The 17,136-nt window shown below is 67.2% G+C and carries 18 protein-coding genes; 14 read left to right on the plus strand and 4 right to left on the minus strand.

What is annotated here, in order from left to right; translation table 11 throughout:
• The first annotated feature begins 206 nt into the window (after positions 1-206).
• A complete protein-coding gene (locus GSF22_RS17185; RefSeq protein WP_208814601.1) occupies positions 207-611 on the plus strand; it encodes a VOC family protein in 405 nt (134 codons plus the stop codon).
• A 14-nt stretch (positions 612-625) separates the two neighbouring features.
• Here the strand turns inward: GSF22_RS17185 and GSF22_RS17190 are convergent, their stop codons facing one another.
• Positions 626-2,293, minus strand: a complete 1,668-nt coding sequence (locus tag GSF22_RS17190; RefSeq protein WP_208814602.1) for a hypothetical protein — start codon at positions 2,291-2,293, stop codon at positions 626-628.
• Between the two features lie 157 nt (positions 2,294-2,450).
• Between GSF22_RS17190 and GSF22_RS17195 the strand changes: the two genes are divergently transcribed.
• The 4 genes from GSF22_RS17195 to GSF22_RS17210 all read left to right on the plus strand — a co-directional run bounded on the left by GSF22_RS17195 (position 2,451) and on the right by GSF22_RS17210 (position 5,259).
• Positions 2,451-3,248 carry a transposase family protein gene (locus GSF22_RS17195; protein WP_208814603.1) on the plus strand — a complete coding sequence of 266 codons (798 nt, stop codon included), beginning with the start codon at positions 2,451-2,453 and terminating at the stop codon, positions 3,246-3,248.
• A 105-nt stretch (positions 3,249-3,353) separates the two neighbouring features.
• Positions 3,354-3,935, plus strand: coding sequence for a hypothetical protein (locus GSF22_RS34830; protein ID WP_244367576.1), 582 nt, complete (start codon positions 3,354-3,356; stop codon positions 3,933-3,935).
• Positions 3,936-4,086: 151 nt separating this feature from the next.
• A complete protein-coding gene (locus tag GSF22_RS17205; RefSeq protein ID WP_208814604.1) occupies positions 4,087-4,668 on the plus strand; it encodes a hypothetical protein in 582 nt (193 codons plus the stop codon).
• A gap of 42 nt (positions 4,669-4,710) precedes the next feature.
• A complete protein-coding gene (locus tag GSF22_RS17210) occupies positions 4,711-5,259 on the plus strand; it encodes a hypothetical protein (protein ID WP_208814605.1) in 549 nt (182 codons plus the stop codon).
• A gap of 102 nt (positions 5,260-5,361) precedes the next feature.
• Here the strand turns inward: GSF22_RS17210 and GSF22_RS17215 are convergent, their stop codons facing one another.
• Together GSF22_RS17215 and GSF22_RS17220 are read right to left on the minus strand one after the other, a co-directional pair.
• Entirely contained in the window at positions 5,362-5,568 is a 207-nt protein-coding gene (locus GSF22_RS17215) for a DUF397 domain-containing protein (protein WP_208814606.1), read from the minus strand.
• 19 nt (positions 5,569-5,587) lie between these two features.
• Positions 5,588-6,406, minus strand: a complete 819-nt coding sequence (locus GSF22_RS17220) for a helix-turn-helix domain-containing protein (protein WP_244367577.1) — start codon at positions 6,404-6,406, stop codon at positions 5,588-5,590.
• 694 nt (positions 6,407-7,100) lie between these two features.
• Between GSF22_RS17220 and GSF22_RS17225 the strand changes: the two genes are divergently transcribed.
• The 7 genes from GSF22_RS17225 (at position 7,101) to GSF22_RS17255 (ending at position 14,194) form a co-directional block, all read left to right on the plus strand.
• A complete protein-coding gene (locus tag GSF22_RS17225) occupies positions 7,101-7,355 on the plus strand; it encodes a hypothetical protein (RefSeq protein WP_208814609.1) in 255 nt (84 codons plus the stop codon).
• A 1-nt stretch (position 7,356) separates the two neighbouring features.
• On the plus strand, positions 7,357-8,388 hold the full coding sequence (locus tag GSF22_RS17230; protein ID WP_208814611.1) for a hypothetical protein: 1,032 nt from the start codon (positions 7,357-7,359) through the stop codon (positions 8,386-8,388).
• Between the two features lie 95 nt (positions 8,389-8,483).
• Entirely contained in the window at positions 8,484-9,155 is a 672-nt protein-coding gene (locus GSF22_RS17235) for a helix-turn-helix domain-containing protein (RefSeq protein WP_307804064.1), read from the plus strand.
• Positions 9,156-10,088: 933 nt separating this feature from the next.
• The gene (locus GSF22_RS17240) at positions 10,089-11,366 is read left to right on the plus strand and encodes a hypothetical protein (RefSeq protein WP_208814615.1); all 1,278 of its coding nucleotides are present in this window, start codon (positions 10,089-10,091) and stop codon (positions 11,364-11,366) included.
• Positions 11,363-12,055, plus strand: a complete 693-nt coding sequence (locus GSF22_RS17245; protein WP_208814616.1) for a hypothetical protein — start codon at positions 11,363-11,365, stop codon at positions 12,053-12,055. Before GSF22_RS17240 ends, GSF22_RS17245 begins: the two co-directional genes overlap by 4 nt.
• A complete protein-coding gene (locus GSF22_RS17250; protein WP_208814618.1) occupies positions 12,052-13,329 on the plus strand; it encodes a glycosyltransferase in 1,278 nt (425 codons plus the stop codon). Before GSF22_RS17245 ends, GSF22_RS17250 begins: the two co-directional genes overlap by 4 nt.
• A complete protein-coding gene (locus GSF22_RS17255) occupies positions 13,289-14,194 on the plus strand; it encodes a glycosyltransferase family 2 protein (RefSeq protein ID WP_208814620.1) in 906 nt (301 codons plus the stop codon). The genes GSF22_RS17250 and GSF22_RS17255 overlap by 41 nt, the downstream gene beginning before the upstream one ends.
• On the opposite strand, the gene GSF22_RS17260 is transcribed toward GSF22_RS17255, so the two are convergent.
• Positions 14,131-14,631, minus strand: a complete 501-nt coding sequence (locus GSF22_RS17260) for an AAA family ATPase (protein WP_208814622.1) — start codon at positions 14,629-14,631, stop codon at positions 14,131-14,133. The two genes, GSF22_RS17255 and GSF22_RS17260, sit on opposite strands and share 64 nt — an antisense overlap.
• Positions 14,632-14,707: 76 nt before the next feature.
• Between GSF22_RS17260 and GSF22_RS17265 the strand changes: the two genes are divergently transcribed.
• Together GSF22_RS17265 and GSF22_RS17270 are read left to right on the plus strand one after the other, a co-directional pair.
• The gene (locus tag GSF22_RS17265) at positions 14,708-15,610 is read left to right on the plus strand and encodes an FkbM family methyltransferase (protein WP_208814623.1); all 903 of its coding nucleotides are present in this window, start codon (positions 14,708-14,710) and stop codon (positions 15,608-15,610) included.
• A 1,026-nt stretch (positions 15,611-16,636) separates the two neighbouring features.
• Positions 16,637-17,136, plus strand: a 500-nt coding sequence (locus tag GSF22_RS17270) for a DUF2637 domain-containing protein (RefSeq protein ID WP_208814625.1), incomplete at its 3' end; no start/stop codon positions are given.

Raw genomic sequence — 17,136 nt, forward strand, 5'->3', positions numbered from 1 at the left:
GCACCGGTCCGCCCCGCCGGCACCCGCCCGCACCGGCCGGTAAGAATCCGCTTGCCCGTCCCGTTCACCGCAGCGAGAATCCTCCGGTCAGCCCGACGGCCGGAGGGAGGTGCGGTGATGTCCCATCCGAACAGTCGCGCGCCCCGTTCCGGTCCCCGCTGACACCGGTAACCCACGGGCGCCCGTATCCCCCTGGGAGCAGTACCGTGACTTCGCACATCAGAACCATCACCGTCGACTGCGCCGACCCGTACACCCTGGCCCGTTGGTGGTCGGCGGTGCTCGACCGGCGGCTCGGCGACGACGACCACCCGGGAGACCCGGAGGTCATCCTGCTCGCGCCCGACGGCGCCGGCACCGACGTGCTCTTCATCCAGGTACCCGAGGGGAAAATCGGTGAACCAAGAACCGGTCATCACCGTTTCCACTTGGACTTGATGCCGACTGACCAGACCCGTGACGTGGAGGTTGAGCGGTTGGTAGGGCTCGGGGCGACCCTGGTCGGCGACCATCGTAAGCCGGACGGTACCGGCTGGGTTGTGCTCGCCGATCCTGAAGGCAACGAGTTCTGCGTTGAGCGCAGCCCCGCCGAGCGCGCCTCGGCAATCTGAGGTTAAGCGGTTGGCTATTTGCGCATTTCGAGCGCCCTGACCTCCAAGCCGCCCTCACCATCATGCCGTCGGCCCACGAGGTGCTCGCCGGGCAGGCACGTAAACTCTGCGCGGGGCGCGGGGTCGCCCGCTCGATATGCTTCTAGCTCTCGACGGTTAACCAGGCGAACCTTTCCGCCGTAGATGCTTGTCCGGCCGACCTCGACATGCTGGCCTAGCACCTCGAACGACTGTTCTGGGCGTATGGCATAGATCGCCAGTTTGTCGTCGGTCATCCGTGTCGAGATGTCAGCGAGAAAATCGGCTACGTGGTTAGGTTTTACGCCGACCCAGTAGGTGCGCTCCACCAGCACCGCCTCGCCGAGTTCTAGCAGTTGGGCCACGGCGCTCGCCATCTGGAGGTCTGCGTCCGTGAGTTCGGCAGGGACCGCGAAATGCACGTTGGTGTGCTGCTGGATGATGTTGAGTGCCACGATGAGCTGCGCGACTTCCCGCATGTCGTTGAAGGCTTCCCCGACAGGCGCAGACGCGTACGCAGTGGGACCGAAGTTGACGGTGAGCGTGTCCTCGGGTGTCGACTGCGCGATGAACTCCGCGACGGCCTTAGCTGTGTAGGACCACTTGCCAGCCAGCGCGTTGAGTTCAAGGCGCAGCACGCCTGACCGGGTCGGGGTCGCCAAGTCCCGCTGCATCTCCAAGTGAAGGACTTCCATGAGATCGCTCCCCATGACGATGCCTCCGCGTAGGCCCTGGACACGGTGGGTCAGCCTCATGTCGAGCCGCGCCTTCGGAACTTCCTCTGGACCATGCAAGATCAGTTGGACTGGGAGCGGCATCTCGGTGCTGTCGGGAACAGACCGTAGCTCCAGCGCGTCGGACCCAGCCCCGACCTGGCCCCAGAACCGCTCGTAGTCGACCCAGCGAGGATCGTCGCGGTTGACGTAATGGTTGGGGACGAGGACCTGACCCCCGTAGTCACGGAACTCTTCCAACTGTGTCCTGACGGACTGCGCGTCGGCATCATCATCGGGGAAGTAGAAGATCGTGTCGAGATCGAGCGCTTGTTCGGAGGCCAGTTCGATCTCATTACTCGAGGCGGTGACTGTCAGCCCGTCCGGCCCCGATGCGAAGCTCACCTGATGCCCCGGAAAACGCTCGGCAGCAATTCTGGTCAAGTCGGCCAGCCGGCCGCCGAGATCCGGAAGCCCGCCTGCAAGGACCTCCTTCTCAAGCTTCATTGTGCGGGCACGCGCGAGCAGCCGGGAGTCGACGCCTTCGAGATACTCGCGAAGATCGGGATGCATCGCCATCTGCGAGTCGAACCAGTCGCGGCCGTTCCACACCAATTCAACGCCCGGATGCGCCTTCTTTAGACCGGTGAACCACGTCTCCTCGGTCGGGCAGGGGTCCAACGGCGCGACAAGTTCCCACCGGATCGGATTATGCTGGAGCGCCTTGAGCAGCGATTTCTCGATGTTGCGTTTCTGCTTGGTGCTCAGCCTGGCAGTAAACGACTTGATCTCGAAGATGACCAGACCGTCTGGCGAATCCCATATGCAGTCACGACCCCCATCGCCGCCCGAGCCATCGATCCCGCGGGCAGCAGGGTGCTGACGCTTCAGCGCAGCCTTCGCGACTCGCTCGACGAATGTGGGGTTCTGGATGTCTTGCCAGTTGATCATTGTGACCTCAAGCTCTGTCCGGTCGAACTACAGTGAGCCTTTTCGAACCTGATCTTGCAGGTCGGCGCGGTCGGGAGGGGCGTTGATCGATGAGGGCGAGGCTCCAGGTAGGACAGCAAATCCACCACAACCCGATGCCCCGACCGGGAGCCTCGCCATGCTGTCCTACCCTGCCACGATTCCGTTGTCCAACCGGACCCTGAACCACCTCGCCGAACGAATCCGCAGCCACCGCCAGCAGCGCAACTCCCGGTGGAGGCGCCTGCCCCCGGGCCGCCAGGCACTGCTCGCCCTGACCCACGTGCGCAACGGCGACACCTACACCCGCCTCGCCGCCGGCTTCCAGATCGGGATCGCGACCGCGTGGGCTCTTCAAGAAGCGATTGCCCTGCTGAGCGCTGCCGCCGACGACCTGCACACTACAATGCAGCGCATCCGGTACCTGGCCTATGCGATCCTGGACGGCACGCTGATCCCGATCGACCGGGTCGCCGACCAGAGGCCGTGCTACTCCGGTAAGCAAGAACGCCACGGCGTGAACGTGCAGGTCGTCGCGGACGCGGTTGGGCGTGTCGTCTGGGCCTCGGCCGCGCTGCCCGGTTCGACACGTGGCCTGACCGCCGCCCGCACCCGAGGCATCATCGACGCCTTGACCAGCGCCGACGTGATGACCTTCGCGGACAAGGGCTACCAGGGCGCCCGCGGCAGCGTGCGCACCCCGTTCAAGCGACGCCGCTGCCGACCGAGGCTGTCACGCCGGCAGAAGGCGATCCACCAGATCCACGCGAAGATCCGCGCCTGCGGCGAAAGAGCCATCGTCACGCTCAAGACCTGGAAAATCCTGACCAAGCTGCGCTGCTGCCCACGCCGCGCCACCGCGATCGTGCAAGCCATCCTCGTCCTACACCACGTCGAAGCCGACCGCAGAAGGAAAAGGCTGATCAAGACAACTTGAGCGAGACATTCAGAATTCTCTATCTTCAGATACTTTGACCGATTGACTCAAAGTGCTTCTCACGTTACTTTCGGTGCTCGTCACGTCATTGTCACCACGGGAGGAATGACCTTGATCAGGAGTATGCGTGCATCGAGCTTGGCTATCGCCCTGGCCGTCGCCTTGCTGTCGACCGGAGCGAGCGCCGTAGCCTCTCCACCGGCATCGGACCCGTCGCGGGCCGCGGCTCGGCCAGGGCTGGCGCCCGCCGGTGCGGGGGGCACGTACCTCGACGAGGAGGGCAACGTCCTGTCGATGCGGGGGCAGGACGCCGACCTGGTAGCAGGCAGTGCCCTGCTCCTTGGCTGCACACCGGGCAACGGAGCTGACAATCCGCACTACACGGCGCCTGACGTCTCGGGTCATGGAACCTACGTCAAGGGAACGTGCACCAACAACACGGCTAACGTCTACAACTGCTTGTACGAGTGGTACACCGACGGCACCTGGCGGCGGAAGTCGTGTTCGAGCACGATGACGGTGACGGCCGGCGGCGGGGCTGGGAACAGGTCCAACGCTCGGCATGTCTGTCACTCGACCAGCCAACTCATCTCCTGGCGCAATCACGAGGACGTCGACGTCATCGGCGAGATCGACGACAGCAACCAGCCCTACAGGCAGGCCGAGGTCTACTGCGTAGTGAACTAGCCGTAGCGTTTACGGTGGGCCATAGAGGCCTCCGGTAGGTATGGGCGTCAGCACCTCTCATACACCTCGCCGGGGGTCTCTCCATGAATCAAGCCGACACGCGGTCAAAGACGCTCATGGCCACTACAACTAGCGGTCTATTATTCCGACGATGACACTGCAGCCCACTGACGAGCTCTCTGCTGCGGCGTGGCTGTATGCGACCGATGTCGGCCCGACGCGGTTGATCACGTTCGGGCCAGCCTCGTTCCCCGCGTACGCACGCCTTCGCTACCTGCCCGATCCGGTCCTTCCGAATATGCGCGAGTCGGACGTGCGGCTGCCATCTCGCCGATCCACTGAGATCGACATGGCCCGAACAGCGTTGGAGGCCCTCGCCGACTACAGCTCCTCCACGCGCGACTGCTATGTCTGCGTGTGGGAGGGTGGCGCGACGTTCCGGAATCCTGCACTGACTGGCGGACCCATGCTGGACCTTCCGCACCGGCGATACGTCCTGTTCACCGGTACCCTGGACGACTTGATGGGGTGGAGCGACTTGTTCGACTCCGAAGTTTACTCAGCGCCGGCATTCGTCTGGCCGGCGGATCATGCGTGGTGTTTCGCCAGCGACGTCGACCCTCATTGGGCCGGCATCGGAGCCGACCGTGGGGTTGTCGACCGCCTCGTCGCGGACAGGAACCTCGACGTGGTGCATGCGGACCCGGAAGAGCGGCAGCCGACGTACTACTGACAGCCATTTGGCACGCTGGCCAGCCTCGCCGCGAATGTCGCCGTGGGCGGCGACGATCCCATCGGCGAGGCGTTGGCCGGGTGGCCGGCGCTGTCCATGCTCGTTGCGGTCAAGCTGCTGTTCGGCATGATCGACCACGGCGAAAACGATCAACGGACGGCCGCTGATCGTCCGCTGGCCCCCGGGACGGTCCCACAGACCGCCCGGACAGCGGACCGTCGTCCGGGCCGACAACGGACGCGCGCACCGGACTCCCTGCCCCCGTCCGCGACCGGCGAAACAAGCCAGACCGCCGAGCCCACATCGGGGCGGTCAAGCGGCCCGGCCTCCGAATCCACGCCAGAAGACGCGCTCACCGTGGCGCACTTGCTCCCGGCCGCGCGGACGGCTCGCGCGGCACTCGCGGTCATGGACGCACCCTGGTCACCGGACAGGTTGGCCGACGCGATGCACGACGGACACGGCATATCCAACGAACATGCCTCGCTCTTACTCATGATCCTCAAGGAGGACGTGACTGAATCGGACCGAGCGCCGTCCGGTCCCGTCCGCAAGAGCTGGAGCCACTACCAGGGGTGGCGTAGCTCTTGATCACGACATCGATACCGAAGGGGGGCCCGGTTCGGGTCACCCCTCACACGTTAACGCGAAGGGCACCCGTCCGAAGATCGGGTGCCCTTCCTGGCGGGTTGGTCAGCCTCGATCGAACTCCCCATCCTTGGCTCCCTCGATGAAAGCCGCCCACTCTCTGGGCATGAACACCAACGCTGGCCCCGACGGGTCCTTGCTGTCACGCAGTGCAACAGCATTGGTGAGCTGGGCGACTTCCACGCAGTTACCATTTGCGCCGCTACGGGTGCTCGTGCGCCACGTCACGGCACCCAAATCTAGAGCGTTCACCTTTCCACCTCCCTTACACTCAGTCTATGTCGATCAAGCGGCCGACGAGCCTCCGCGAGTCGGCCACGTTCAGGGCAGCCGCTCGGAGCTGGTCGAACATTTCGGCGTACCGCCGGATGTCAGCCTCCTTCTCCAGGTAGAGCGCGCCAGCCATGTTCTCGATGTAGACAAGTTCGGGGTCGGCTGCGTCCGGGAAGTCCATCACGGCAAACGCGCCATGCATACCCGGGTGTGCGCCGACCTTGTAGGGCAGCACCTGGAACGTGATGTGCGGCCGCTCGGTCATGTCAAGCAGGTGCCGTAGCTGGTCAACCATCACCTCCGCGCCGCCAACCTCACGGTGAAGCACGGCCTCGTCGACGATGACCCACAGCTTGAGTGGGTCATCCTTCGTGATGGACGTCTGCCGCTGGATGCGGGTCTCAACGCGCTGTTGGATCTCGTCGTCACTGGCGTACGGCAGGCTGGCCGCGACCACGGCGCGGGTGTAGCCCTCCGTTTGGAGCAAGCCTGGCACGAACAACGACTCGTAGTTGCGGACGCTGCGCGCCTCGCTCTCGAAGCTGATGTACGTCGTGTACTCCTCGGGCAACTCGGACTCATACGCCTGCAACCACCCCAGTTGGGTTGCCTGCTTGGACAACTCAACCAACGCGGCGCGGCGCGCGGGCTCAGTGACCCCGTACTTGTCCAGCAACGTCAGCAGCGTGCGCCGCTGCGGGCGAGCCTTGGCCGTCTCGATGCGGTACAGCGTGGCGCTGTTGATGTTCGTCTGCTCAGCCGCGTCCTCGCGGGTCAGGCCGGCAAGTTGGCGGAGGCTGCGCAGCTCGCCGGCCAAGCGTCGAAGCCGAACGGTCGGTGGCTGACGACGTGTTGGCAAGTCCCCTCCCCTTTGCTCCGGTCTCCCTGAAGTCTGCCGGTCTTGCAAACGCACTATCAAGCCAGGGCGCACGAACTGCTTTCATGCGAACGCAAGTCTTGCATTCTCAGTACAGGCAAGCGCAGGATAGGCGAAGCATGGCAGGGGCGCGACTCGCCGGTAGCGCAGCTACGCGGGCGGGGCCGGTCCGAGTCGGCCGTGTCGCACTGACGAGGTGGGGGTGATTGGTTTGATCTTCGGCGCAGCGGCATCGCGTGACTCCTGGGAATCCGCGCTGCCCGGCCCAAGCTCAGGACCCGACCGTCAGTCGCGTGCGCTCCAACTGCGGCCGGATGGTACGCAGCTTGGACAACGGCCACACGTCATGCCGCCGTACGAGCCGGCGCGGTGTGCGTTCGGCAGGGTCCGAGTGCTTCGCAGTGACCAACACCAGCATGACCGGTCACCCGTCGATGTGGTGGCGGGCGACGCGCACGCGTCTTGGCCGCGTGGCCAGCACTGGGAAGGGCATGTGGCTCCCCGCTTCTACGTGACGGATGGCTCCGTGGTGGCGGGTGAATCAGGTCGGGCATGCCGCGTGTTGCCGCTCGTGAGGCTCCCACGCGGGGGCCGCGCGGTGTGTCCGACCCATTTGAGCGCAAGGGCAGGTGACATGACGACGACCTACCACGGCGGTCAGCAGATTGATCAAGCGCAGGCGATGTTGGACCAGCACGCGGCGTCCAGCGGAGACGGGCTGTGTATGGAGTGCAAGGTGCTCGGCCCGTGCGCAGTATGCGAAGCGGCGGCGAAGGTGTTCCTGCTGTCGGCGCGGTTGCCTCGGCGGCGGCCTGGTGCGACACAGCCGGAGCTGATGGGTGCCAAGCAGGATGACTTCGGTTGGTTGTCGACGCGGACGGGGAGCTGACGTGCCGACCGTGAAGGCGGCCGAGCGCCGAAGTGGCCCGCGCGCCGGGGACGTGGTGTGCAATTGCGCGGCGGTCGGCGTCCCGTTCGGCGGGGCGAGCGCGTTCGACTTCCGGGGCATCCACGTTGATGACGAGCCCTCCTACTGCGGATGGCGGTGGGTGGAGGGCTGCAAGTCGCGTGGCGACAATATCGAGCATCGATTGATCTCTGTCCGACTCGCTGGGCTGCGTCTGGTGCGCCGATGTTCTCCGGGCGGGTCGGGGCTGCGGCTCTGGTTCGCACGCTCGCCTGGTGCGTCCACCTACCCGCCGCCTCTTCGCTGCTCTTGCCTCAACGACGGATTAAGGAACGGAACTTGCCTCATGGCCTATCAACCGGGACCGAACGAGCTGCTACGGGCGGCGCGGCTGGCGCTGCGGTCTCCTTCGGGCTCAGGTCGGCCGCTGTCGCGTCAGGAGTTGGCCGAGGCGGTCAACTCCTACCTGTACGAGCACGTGGGGCGAAGGTTCGCCATCTATGCCGGCTACGTCGGTACTCTGGAGCGCGGCCAGACTCGATGGCCGTCCGTGCACTACCGCACGGCGTTGCGCGCGGTGCTGGGCAAGGCCAAGGACGCCGAGCTCGGCTTCTTCATCATCCGGGGACACGCCAACGATCCCGACGTCGCACCGGTCGAGCCACCCCCACCTGCGGTACTGTCCCAGGCTGCGTTGCCTGACCTCCACACGGCAACACCGCCAGCCGCCGCCCTTCGCCCGACGGCCATGCCAGGGGTGGCGAACGGCGGGCCGGGCGCGTCCGCCGAGGCGGCGTCGGTGCAGGTGAGCGTTAACGGGGACGCGGCGGTCACGGTGGTCTGCCACGAAGCCGGGCCGGCGGACCGCGTCGCGGTCGTGGCCGGGCCGGTCCGGGTGCTGATTGATCCCGGCGGTGCCGATCCCGCCAGCCTCGCCCCGCCCGTGGTCACTGGGCCGATGGTCGTCGGCGGAGCACGGGTGTACCCGATCGCCCAGAGGCGGCAGCAGCGATGATCCGTACGCAGCCCTCACGACCGAGAAGGACGGCACGACAGGTGCCTCCTGCCGCGCACCGCCCCGGCGCGGCAGGTGAGATCACCCCTGGTCAGGTGGCCAACGCCCGCAAAGACCTCGGCCGGCGCCTGGCCCAGTGGCGCACCAACGCCGGGCTGAGACAGGTCGATCTTGCCAAGCTGATCCACTACTCCCGAAGCCAGATCGCCAACGTCGAGGTTGGCCGGGACAACACCACCCGCTTCTTCTGGCACAACGCCGATGCCGCCCTCGGCGCACACGGAGCCCTGCTGGCCATGTCCGACCAGGTCCACGCGCTCGTGCGGGACTTCCACGCACAGAGAGAGCAAGCGCGTGACCAGCAACGCCAGCAAGCCGCAGTGCCACCGTCCCCGCTGACCGCAGGCAGTGCGGCGTCTCCGGTTGCGTGTGGGTGCGGGCCGGCGGTCGTCGGCCGGTGGACCGGGCGGGAGGTCCGCGCGTTGCGCGAAGCGCTACGGATGAGTGTGCGGGCGTTCGCCGAGCACCTCGGCGTGGCCACGGCGGCCGTCTCCGGCTGGGAGCACCGGACCACCCCCGCGCTCGCGGAGCAGTCGGTGTTGGACCAGGCCCTCACGCTCGCCGACACCGACTCCAAGGCCCGGTTCCGGCTGCTCCTCGACTTTCCTGACGACACCACGCCTCGCGCGCTCGGCGGCCGGGAAGCGGCGGGCAGATCCCCCGTCACCCCGATTCATGAAGCGGGCCGGACACGCCCATCGTCCTGACACCCCTCAACGGCCGAGACGAGAGAGGTGGCCGTGATGCACCGACCGATTCCCACGCTGCGCGGCACCCTGACCCATGCGACAGCCGTGGCGTTGTACCAGGGCCACCATGGCACCCCGGCCGAGGCGTGCGCGAGGTGTGGAAGGTCGGCGCCGTGTCCGGTTCGGACATTCGCGGCCTCCGTCATCGCGGCAGCCGGGGAAGACCTCCGCTGGCATGACGCCCGGCGCGGCCTCCCCGCGCCTACTGGACCGGTAGCCGGTCAGACTCAGCACCCCGATCCCGCTCCGGCGACGGAGCAGATCCACGGGCGGACACAGTCGGAACCGTTCGGCTTCGCGGTCGGCGGGCGCGGTGCGGCGTTGGACGCCGAGGGTTTCCTCTACGAGCGAGAGCAGTGATGACCGGCGATAGCACGCTTCAGTGCAAAAAAGGACGGCCGGCCATGGCGGCTGCAGATGATGTTTGGGGTTCGGCGCTGGAAAGCCCAAAGCTTTGCAGCAGAGCGCGTGATTGACCGGCAAGTATCGCAGCCAGGCGATACGACACGCTTTCCATAATCGTATCCCCTCACGAAGGAAGGGAAAGCCGATGACAGCGACAACAGCGTTCGGAGTGCGGCAGGCGGTTGAGGTGACACCGGCGCCCCCGTGGCAGTCCTATAAAAAGACGCCGAAGCGCGTTCGTGAAGGCCGGACCGGCACAGGCTGACTCGGCGGCCCCGGTTGGTCTGATCGCCGTGCGCCTCCCGCACCTGCCGTGTCGATGGCCGGTCCTCCTCGCCATCCCGGTCCGGACCTCGGTCGGTAGGTGCCGGATTGATCTCGCTTGCGCGGCTACCGATGTATCACGCGGCCCGATAGCGGTTCGTGGAACACAAACCGGTCGTCGGGTTAGTTGTTCGATTCCGCTACCCCTTTAAGGAGAACTTGATGCCTGGCCCAACGACGCTCGCCCAGCTGCATCGTCACGACTACAAGACGGGGGTGGGCGTATCGGCACGTGAGTTGCCGGGAGAACGGGTTATCCCGGTCGAGGCACCGGCGGCGGGGCTGTCGCTGTTGTATCTGCTCAACGTGACCAATCCGGGACGGCTGTCGGCTGACTCGGGATTGCTGTTCGCTGACATTCTCGCGCCGGCATTACTCGACCGGGGCGTTCGGTTCACGGTCGCCGGACCTGTGGGCGTATCCGACGATCGGGCTGGTCACGTCGAAGTGTCCGCGCCTGCGACGAAGTACCGGGCGCGGTTCGCGTTCGATGTCGACGCGTGCGCCGCGTTGCTGCGTCACGTCCGCCCAGAGGTCGTGGTTGCCAACCAGATCGAGGCCGCGCCCGGGGTACGGGCGGCGATGTTGGAGGCCGGTACCGACGCGCTTTTGGCCGGCTACTGCCACTACCTGCCGTTCCATCTCGACCCGGCAGGCGCACTGCGCTTGGACCCGTCGTTGAACGACGCCGGTCTCGGGCACCCGGTGTTGTTGTCGTTCTTCGCCGGGCTTATGGCCTGCGACCGGGTGATGGTTCATTCGATCACCGCCGAGAGATGGGTAACCGAGACCGCAGGCCGGCTCGGTCTGGAACTCGGCGACCGCGTTCGGATCGTGCCGGCGCCAGCAGACCCGAACCTGGTCCGCAGAGCGGACGAGATCCCGGATCCAGGGCTGCCGGTTGGCATCTACAACCACCGCCTGTACGAGCACTACGGCACCGGGCAGTTCCTTGAGGTGGCGCGGCAGATGGCCGATGCGGGTGTCCGCGCCCGGCTACGGGTCACCGACCTTCTCGGCCAGCGCCGACCGGACCGGATCCGGCTCGACGATAGCCCGGAACGTTATTTGGCTCGGCTTGGTGCTCTGGACAACGTCGAGATCGTCACCGACACGATCGAGCGTCAGCGCTACCGGCAACTGCTCGCCGGAGCCACCTTCGCGTTCGCCCCTTTTCGGCCGGGCACGATCTGGTCGATGTCCGTGGTCGACTGCCTATCCATGGGCTTGCCCCTGCTGACTCGCCGGTTGGGCTGGCTGGGCGAAATCGGCGATCCGGAGTTGACCTTCGATACCCCTGCTGAGGCCGTGGCGATCGTGCGGCGTCTCGTGACGGATTCCGCCTTCGCCGCGGCAGCCGCCGATCGGGCGTTCCGCTCGACCGCCGGCCTGGCCCCCGATGTCGTCGCCACCGCCTACTTGAAGGCGATCACCCGATGACGTACTCCTCGCCGTTCGACGTGGTGTTCCTCTCCTACGACGAACCGCTCGCCGATGCGCTTTACGCCCGGCTCAGCGACATGTTCGGGCGGGTGAAGCGGCTACACGGCGTCCACGGCATGCGCCGCGCCTACCAACTGACCGCTGAGATGGTCGACAGCGACTTCTTGTTCATCGCCGACGCTGACTTCGAGGTCGCACCCGACTTCAACCCCTCACAGGTGGACGCCCTCGACGATGGCGTGGCGATGCGGGTCTGGCGCACGGTCAACGCCGTCAACGGTCTCGTCTACGGCCACGGCGGTCTCAAGTTGTGCCGCCGGCAAGCCCTGCGCGACATCCGCGACGACGTTGTCGACGTCCTCGCCGGCCTACCGGGAAGGATCGAGTTCACCCCGGCCGTCGCAGGCCGGACCCGGTTCAACCAGTCGGCCTGGCACGCCTGGCGGGCCGGTTTCCGGGAGTGCGCGATGCTCGCCCGAGGCTGCGAGTACGGCACCACCAGCACCGAGGCACACGCTCGGCTGGAGACGTGGACTCTCACCGGCACCGGTCCGTACGCTGAGGAGGCAGTCAGGGGTGCGCGGGCCGGGGTGGCGTTCGCCGCCGACACCCCGCCCGACGATGGCATGTGGCAGAACCTCAATGACCCGGCGTGGCTCGCGCAGCGCTACGCCGCCAGCCGATGAACACCGCCGGCGTCCCGTTGGTGCTCATCGAACCGGCGGCCAGCTCGGTGGGTGGCCACTGGTTCCAGGCAGCTGTCCGCCTAGCCAGGCAGTGCGCCGCTGAGGGACGCGCTTGCACGGTCGTCGCCCTCGGCGGGATCGAGCCGACCGCCCGCGCCGCTCTCCACCGCGCGGGAGCACGCGTCGTCGGAGGCGTCGGCCGCGAGCCGAGCGAACGTTCGTTATGGGTGGCCAGTCGGCTACTTGGTTGCGTCGGCCGGCTTACGGGCCGGCTGGCGCGGCACCGCCGGCTGCCACACCAGATCGGCGTTCTCGCCCGGTGTCTGGCCGAAGCAGCGGCGCTGCGGGCCGGTACTCGTCGCGTCCGGACCGACAGGTCGGTAGTTGTGGTGCTGTCGGCCAACGGCGCTCTGCATGGTCTCACCGCCGCGCTGTCCGGCAGCGCGCACATCCGAGTGGTGCACGAGGTCCCCACGACCGAGGACCGAGCTCTACGACTCATCGGCCGACTCGCGTCCGCCCACCTCAACCGGGTCCGCGTGGTGTGTCCCACCGAGGCGATCCGGGCACGGCTGGCGTACCTGTTTCCCCGGCTGCCGGTTGGAGTACGGCCGTTCGCGCTCTCGGATGCCGAACCACGCCTCATCGACGCCGAGCGCGCCGCTGCCAGGGCGGACTTCGGGCTCCAGCCCGACGACACGGCGCTCGCCCTGGTCGGCGGGTGGTGGCCCCACAAGGACATCCCCACCGTTGCGGCAGCCGTGGCCCGGCTGACCCGTCCGGTCTGCCTGCTCGTCGCCGGGCATCCCGTCGACCCTGTGGTGTTACGTGACCTGGCCGCCGCCGTGAACGGTCGGGTACACGCGCTTTCCGGCGCGGCACCTCGCTGGCACGTCCGCCGCCTCTACGCCGCCGCCGACGCCGCGATCGTGGCCCGTCGAGCCGGCGTCGGCAAGGAGAGTGGCCTGATCGCTGACTGCGCGGTCCTCGGCGTACCGCTGCTGGTGTCCGACCATGACCCGGCCACCACCGACCTGCTCGGCAACCGGCCGTGGGTGCGACTGTTCCGCACCGCCGACCCGGATGACCTCGCCGCAGCCATCACGGATTTGACCCTCCGGCCGCTGCCTCGCCCAGCGCCGGGCGAGGCAGCCCACCTCGGACTGCCCACCGCAGCGGCCACGCTCGCGTTCTGGACCGACTTGGCTACCGACCTCGAGAGGACCCGACACAATGCCGATCCCGCCTCTGATCGCCGTCATCGGGCCGGTTGAACCAGACCTGCTCACCACGTTCGTCGGGCACTACCGCGCCCACGGCGTGCAGCAGTTCTTGCTCGCCTTCCACTTCCCCGACCACCTCGGCACCGACGAACGCGTCCAACTTCTCGACACCTGCGGCGCTCTCGATATCAGTCCCGCCCTGGTCACCGTCGGCCCCTGGCACGAGCACACCAACACCCGACTCCGCGACGAACTACGCGACCTCGCCGGCCCCGGCTGGCACCTGCTCGCCGACGCCGACGAGTTCCACACCTACCCGAACGGCCTGACCGACACCCTGAACGAAGCGGCCAGCGCCGGCATCGGCACGGTCGGTGGACTGATGCTCGACCGGATCGCCATAGACGGCCAACTCCTGCCCTGGACCCCGCGACAGGGCCTCGACCGTGCCTACCCGCTCGGCGGGTTCCTCACCCACTACCTACTTCGCGGCGACCCACGAAAGATCGTCCTGGCGCACTCCACCGTCCCAGTCGCCAGCGGCAACCACCGCGCCCCCGGACACCGACCGGCGAACCGGCCACCAGTCGTGGTGCACCACTTCAAATGGCGTCACGGGGTCGACACCTACCTCCAACAACGCGTCACCCACCTCGCGGAGGGCAGTTGGCACAGCAGCAGTCCCGCGTTGCTACGGGAATCCCGGCGCCTGCTCGATCACCTCGCCCGCCACGGCGGCCACATCGCCGTCGACTCGCCCGCTCTGCGGCTTCGCCCGGTGACCCTCGACGCGCTGCCGGACTGGTGGGCACAAGAAGCGGCCCACATCATCGACACCTGGCGGCCACCGTCTCAGAACGAACCGACCGGCACCGTCTCCTCACCCTCACCGTCCGGCACATCGAACCGGGCGTAGAAGTCATCCAACGCACTCTCGGTCACCGTCAACGCGTTGGCATGTTCCTCCTGGTTACGGGCCGTCAGGCGGCGAAGCAGCTCCTCTCGGGGGACCGGGAAGTACAGCAGCCGCCACCGACCACCGGCCGTCTCCACCAGCTTCTTCCACCCGTCCCGATCCGCCCGACGCCACAACCCGTGATCCAGCACCACGTCACGCCCCTCGGACACCAGCCTCACCAGCCGGTCCCGCACCTCGGCCACGACCGGCGCCTCCCGCTCGAAGTACTCGTACTCCGGGTAGTCGACCCCGTACCGGCCATGCCGGACGAAGACCTCCTCGTCCACCGACAGCCGCACCACTCCCGCCGGCTCCAGCACCCGCTTCGCGTACGTCGTCTTACCCGAACCAGTCAGCCCCACCAGGAAGAACACCACCGGCACCCGCTCGCTCACCCGGCCTCCCTCACCGCCACTCACCCCGACCAACGTGACAGTCTGCCACCCTCCCGACACTCCAGGAGCCGCGCCAATGTCGCAGCGTCTTGTTGTCAACACCCTCCGGGCCTACCTCCGACACGGACCCGGCGGTGCCTCACTCGCCGCACGCCTCGACGACCACCTGACCCGCCACCCGGTCACCGCCACCGCACGCACCGTCGATGGCATCACCTTCCCGGAACTCACCACCACCGACGTCATCCAGCGCTACCTCTACCTGTTCGGCACCTGGGAACCCCACCTCACCGCCTGGATACGCCGACGCCTCACCCCCGGCGACACCTTCATCGACGTCGGCGCAAACATCGGCTACTACAGCCTGCTCGCCGCTCGCCTCGTCGGGCCGACTGGCCGCGTCGTCGCCGTCGAACCCTCCCCACACTTCACCCAAATCCTCGCGACCGCCGCACACGCCAACCGGCTCGACAACATCCGGATCGTCCGTGCCGCCGCCTCCGACGTCACCGACCGAATCACCTTCTACACACCGAGCACGGCCAACCTCGGCAACACCACACAGGTACAGCCACGCGGCTCCGCCGTCGCCGCGTTCCAAGCAGAGGCCAGCCCTCTGCCCAACCTCACCACCGCAACCGAGCTCGCACAGGCCCGCATAATCAAGATTGACGCCGAAGGCGCCGAAGCCGCCGTCATCCGAGGGCTCGCCCCATCGATCGACCAACTCCACCCCTCGGTCGAGCTCGTCATCGAGGTCACCCCACGACTGCTCGCCAAGCAAGGGCTGACCCCCACAGATGTCACCGGCCCTCTCATTGCAGCCGGCTTCCACGCCTACAGCCTCGACAACGACTACACCGCCGCCAGCTACCCCGGCGCCCGACGCCACCCCATCGCTCCCCGACGGCTGACCGCCCCGATCACCGACATGAGCGACATCGTCTTCTCGCGGGCGGACGTCATGACCTTGCCGTGACCTGACGCCCGCCGTACCCACCAACGCAACGAAACACCACATTTGACCTACGCCACAAGCAAACCACGGCGACAACCCGACCCAAGCCGGCGACGTCAGCCGATCCCCATCAACTTCGTTGAGCCCTGATCGCATAATGAGACAGCCTCTTCCAAATATTGGAAAAGGCACTAAATTTTCTGTCTCTGATCGTGTGGACGCTGTAGCACTGGCGGCTACTGGAGGGGAATCTGTCGCACTCTGTCGTACTGGCGGCGGTCGTACCGGCTGGCGTCCTAATCGATCTGACCCGATTTACGGGTTGACGTGGTGAGTGTTCCCGGGGCGTACTGGTTACAGGTCCCGTGCCCGCTGGTAGGCGTGGTCGGCGATGACGAGGGCACCCCAAGGTGGGGTGCCTGCTGTCGTTCGCGCCGGCGTCCGGGGCCGTCGAGTGATGGGAGGACCCACATGAAGGAGCGTCCGTCGGCGAGTTGAGCCGCCGTACCACCCCGCTGGCGTCACCGCTGGTGCTGTGGGTGGTGGGTCCTGATCCCTGGTCGGCTCGGCCTGGCCGTCTGCCCTGTTTCCGCTAGTTCACCCCAGCCTGAGATTGCCGGTGGCGGTGGGTGCCGCCGCGTCGGCTGCCCCTGCGTGGGGTCTGGCCGTGTCCGTTGACTTGTCCACAGTGACTCTTCGTCAGCCCCCGCACGCATGACGGGGGATTCGCTAGGCCGGGGCGTGAGCCGGCGGATCTTGCCTGCCCGGGCACTGGCAGGCACGCCCCGCCGGAACCCGCCACCGTCTGTTGAACCCTTACGACCGTTCCTTGGAGCAGAGACATGATCTCGATGAACATCCCCGCATCGGGGCTGGTGACGGCCATGGGCCCGGACCGGCCCCACCCGCTGCGGCTGACAGCTGGGCCCGAACATGCTGACGACGGGTGGTGGGCCGTTGGGGACACCTGAGCAGCCAACCCCGGAGGTTCCCGCTGATCGGCCGTCGGGGCGGGAGCGGTGGGAGAACCGGGTCCAGGTGCTGATCATGTTGTTGATCGGTGGCGCGGCGGGTGCGGCCTCGTTCCGTCACGTCCACGACGTCGCCGCCGCGCACGGTCAGCCGGGTTGGATCGCCTGGGCCGACTCGGTCGTCCTGGAGCTGACCTCGATAGCCGCCGGTTTGGAACTTCGCCGTAACCGGCGCCTGGGTAAGAGCGTCGCGTTCGCGGCGACCGTGCTGACCGTGGCGGTGTTCCTGTCCCTCGCCGCGCAGGTCGTGGAGGCGGAGGCGTCGGTGGTCGGCTGGATCGCCGCCGCGCTGCCGGCACTGGGCTTCCTGGCGATGGTGAAGATCGCCCTCGGCCGCGCCGACCCCGCACCACCCGACCGGACCACCCGGACCACCCGGACCACCCGGACCGTCCGGACCGTCCGGACCGAGCCCGGACCGTCAGCCGGAGCCGGACCGCCGGTCCCGGACACCCACCAACCGGTCCCCGGACCACCCCCGCCGGACGCGCCAGCGGTCCGGGACACCACCACGAC

Origin of the sequence: Micromonospora echinofusca, assembly GCF_017614955.1 — a bacterium.
In the GTDB taxonomy this organism is placed as follows: domain Bacteria; phylum Actinomycetota; class Actinomycetes; order Mycobacteriales; family Micromonosporaceae; genus Micromonospora; species Micromonospora echinofusca_A.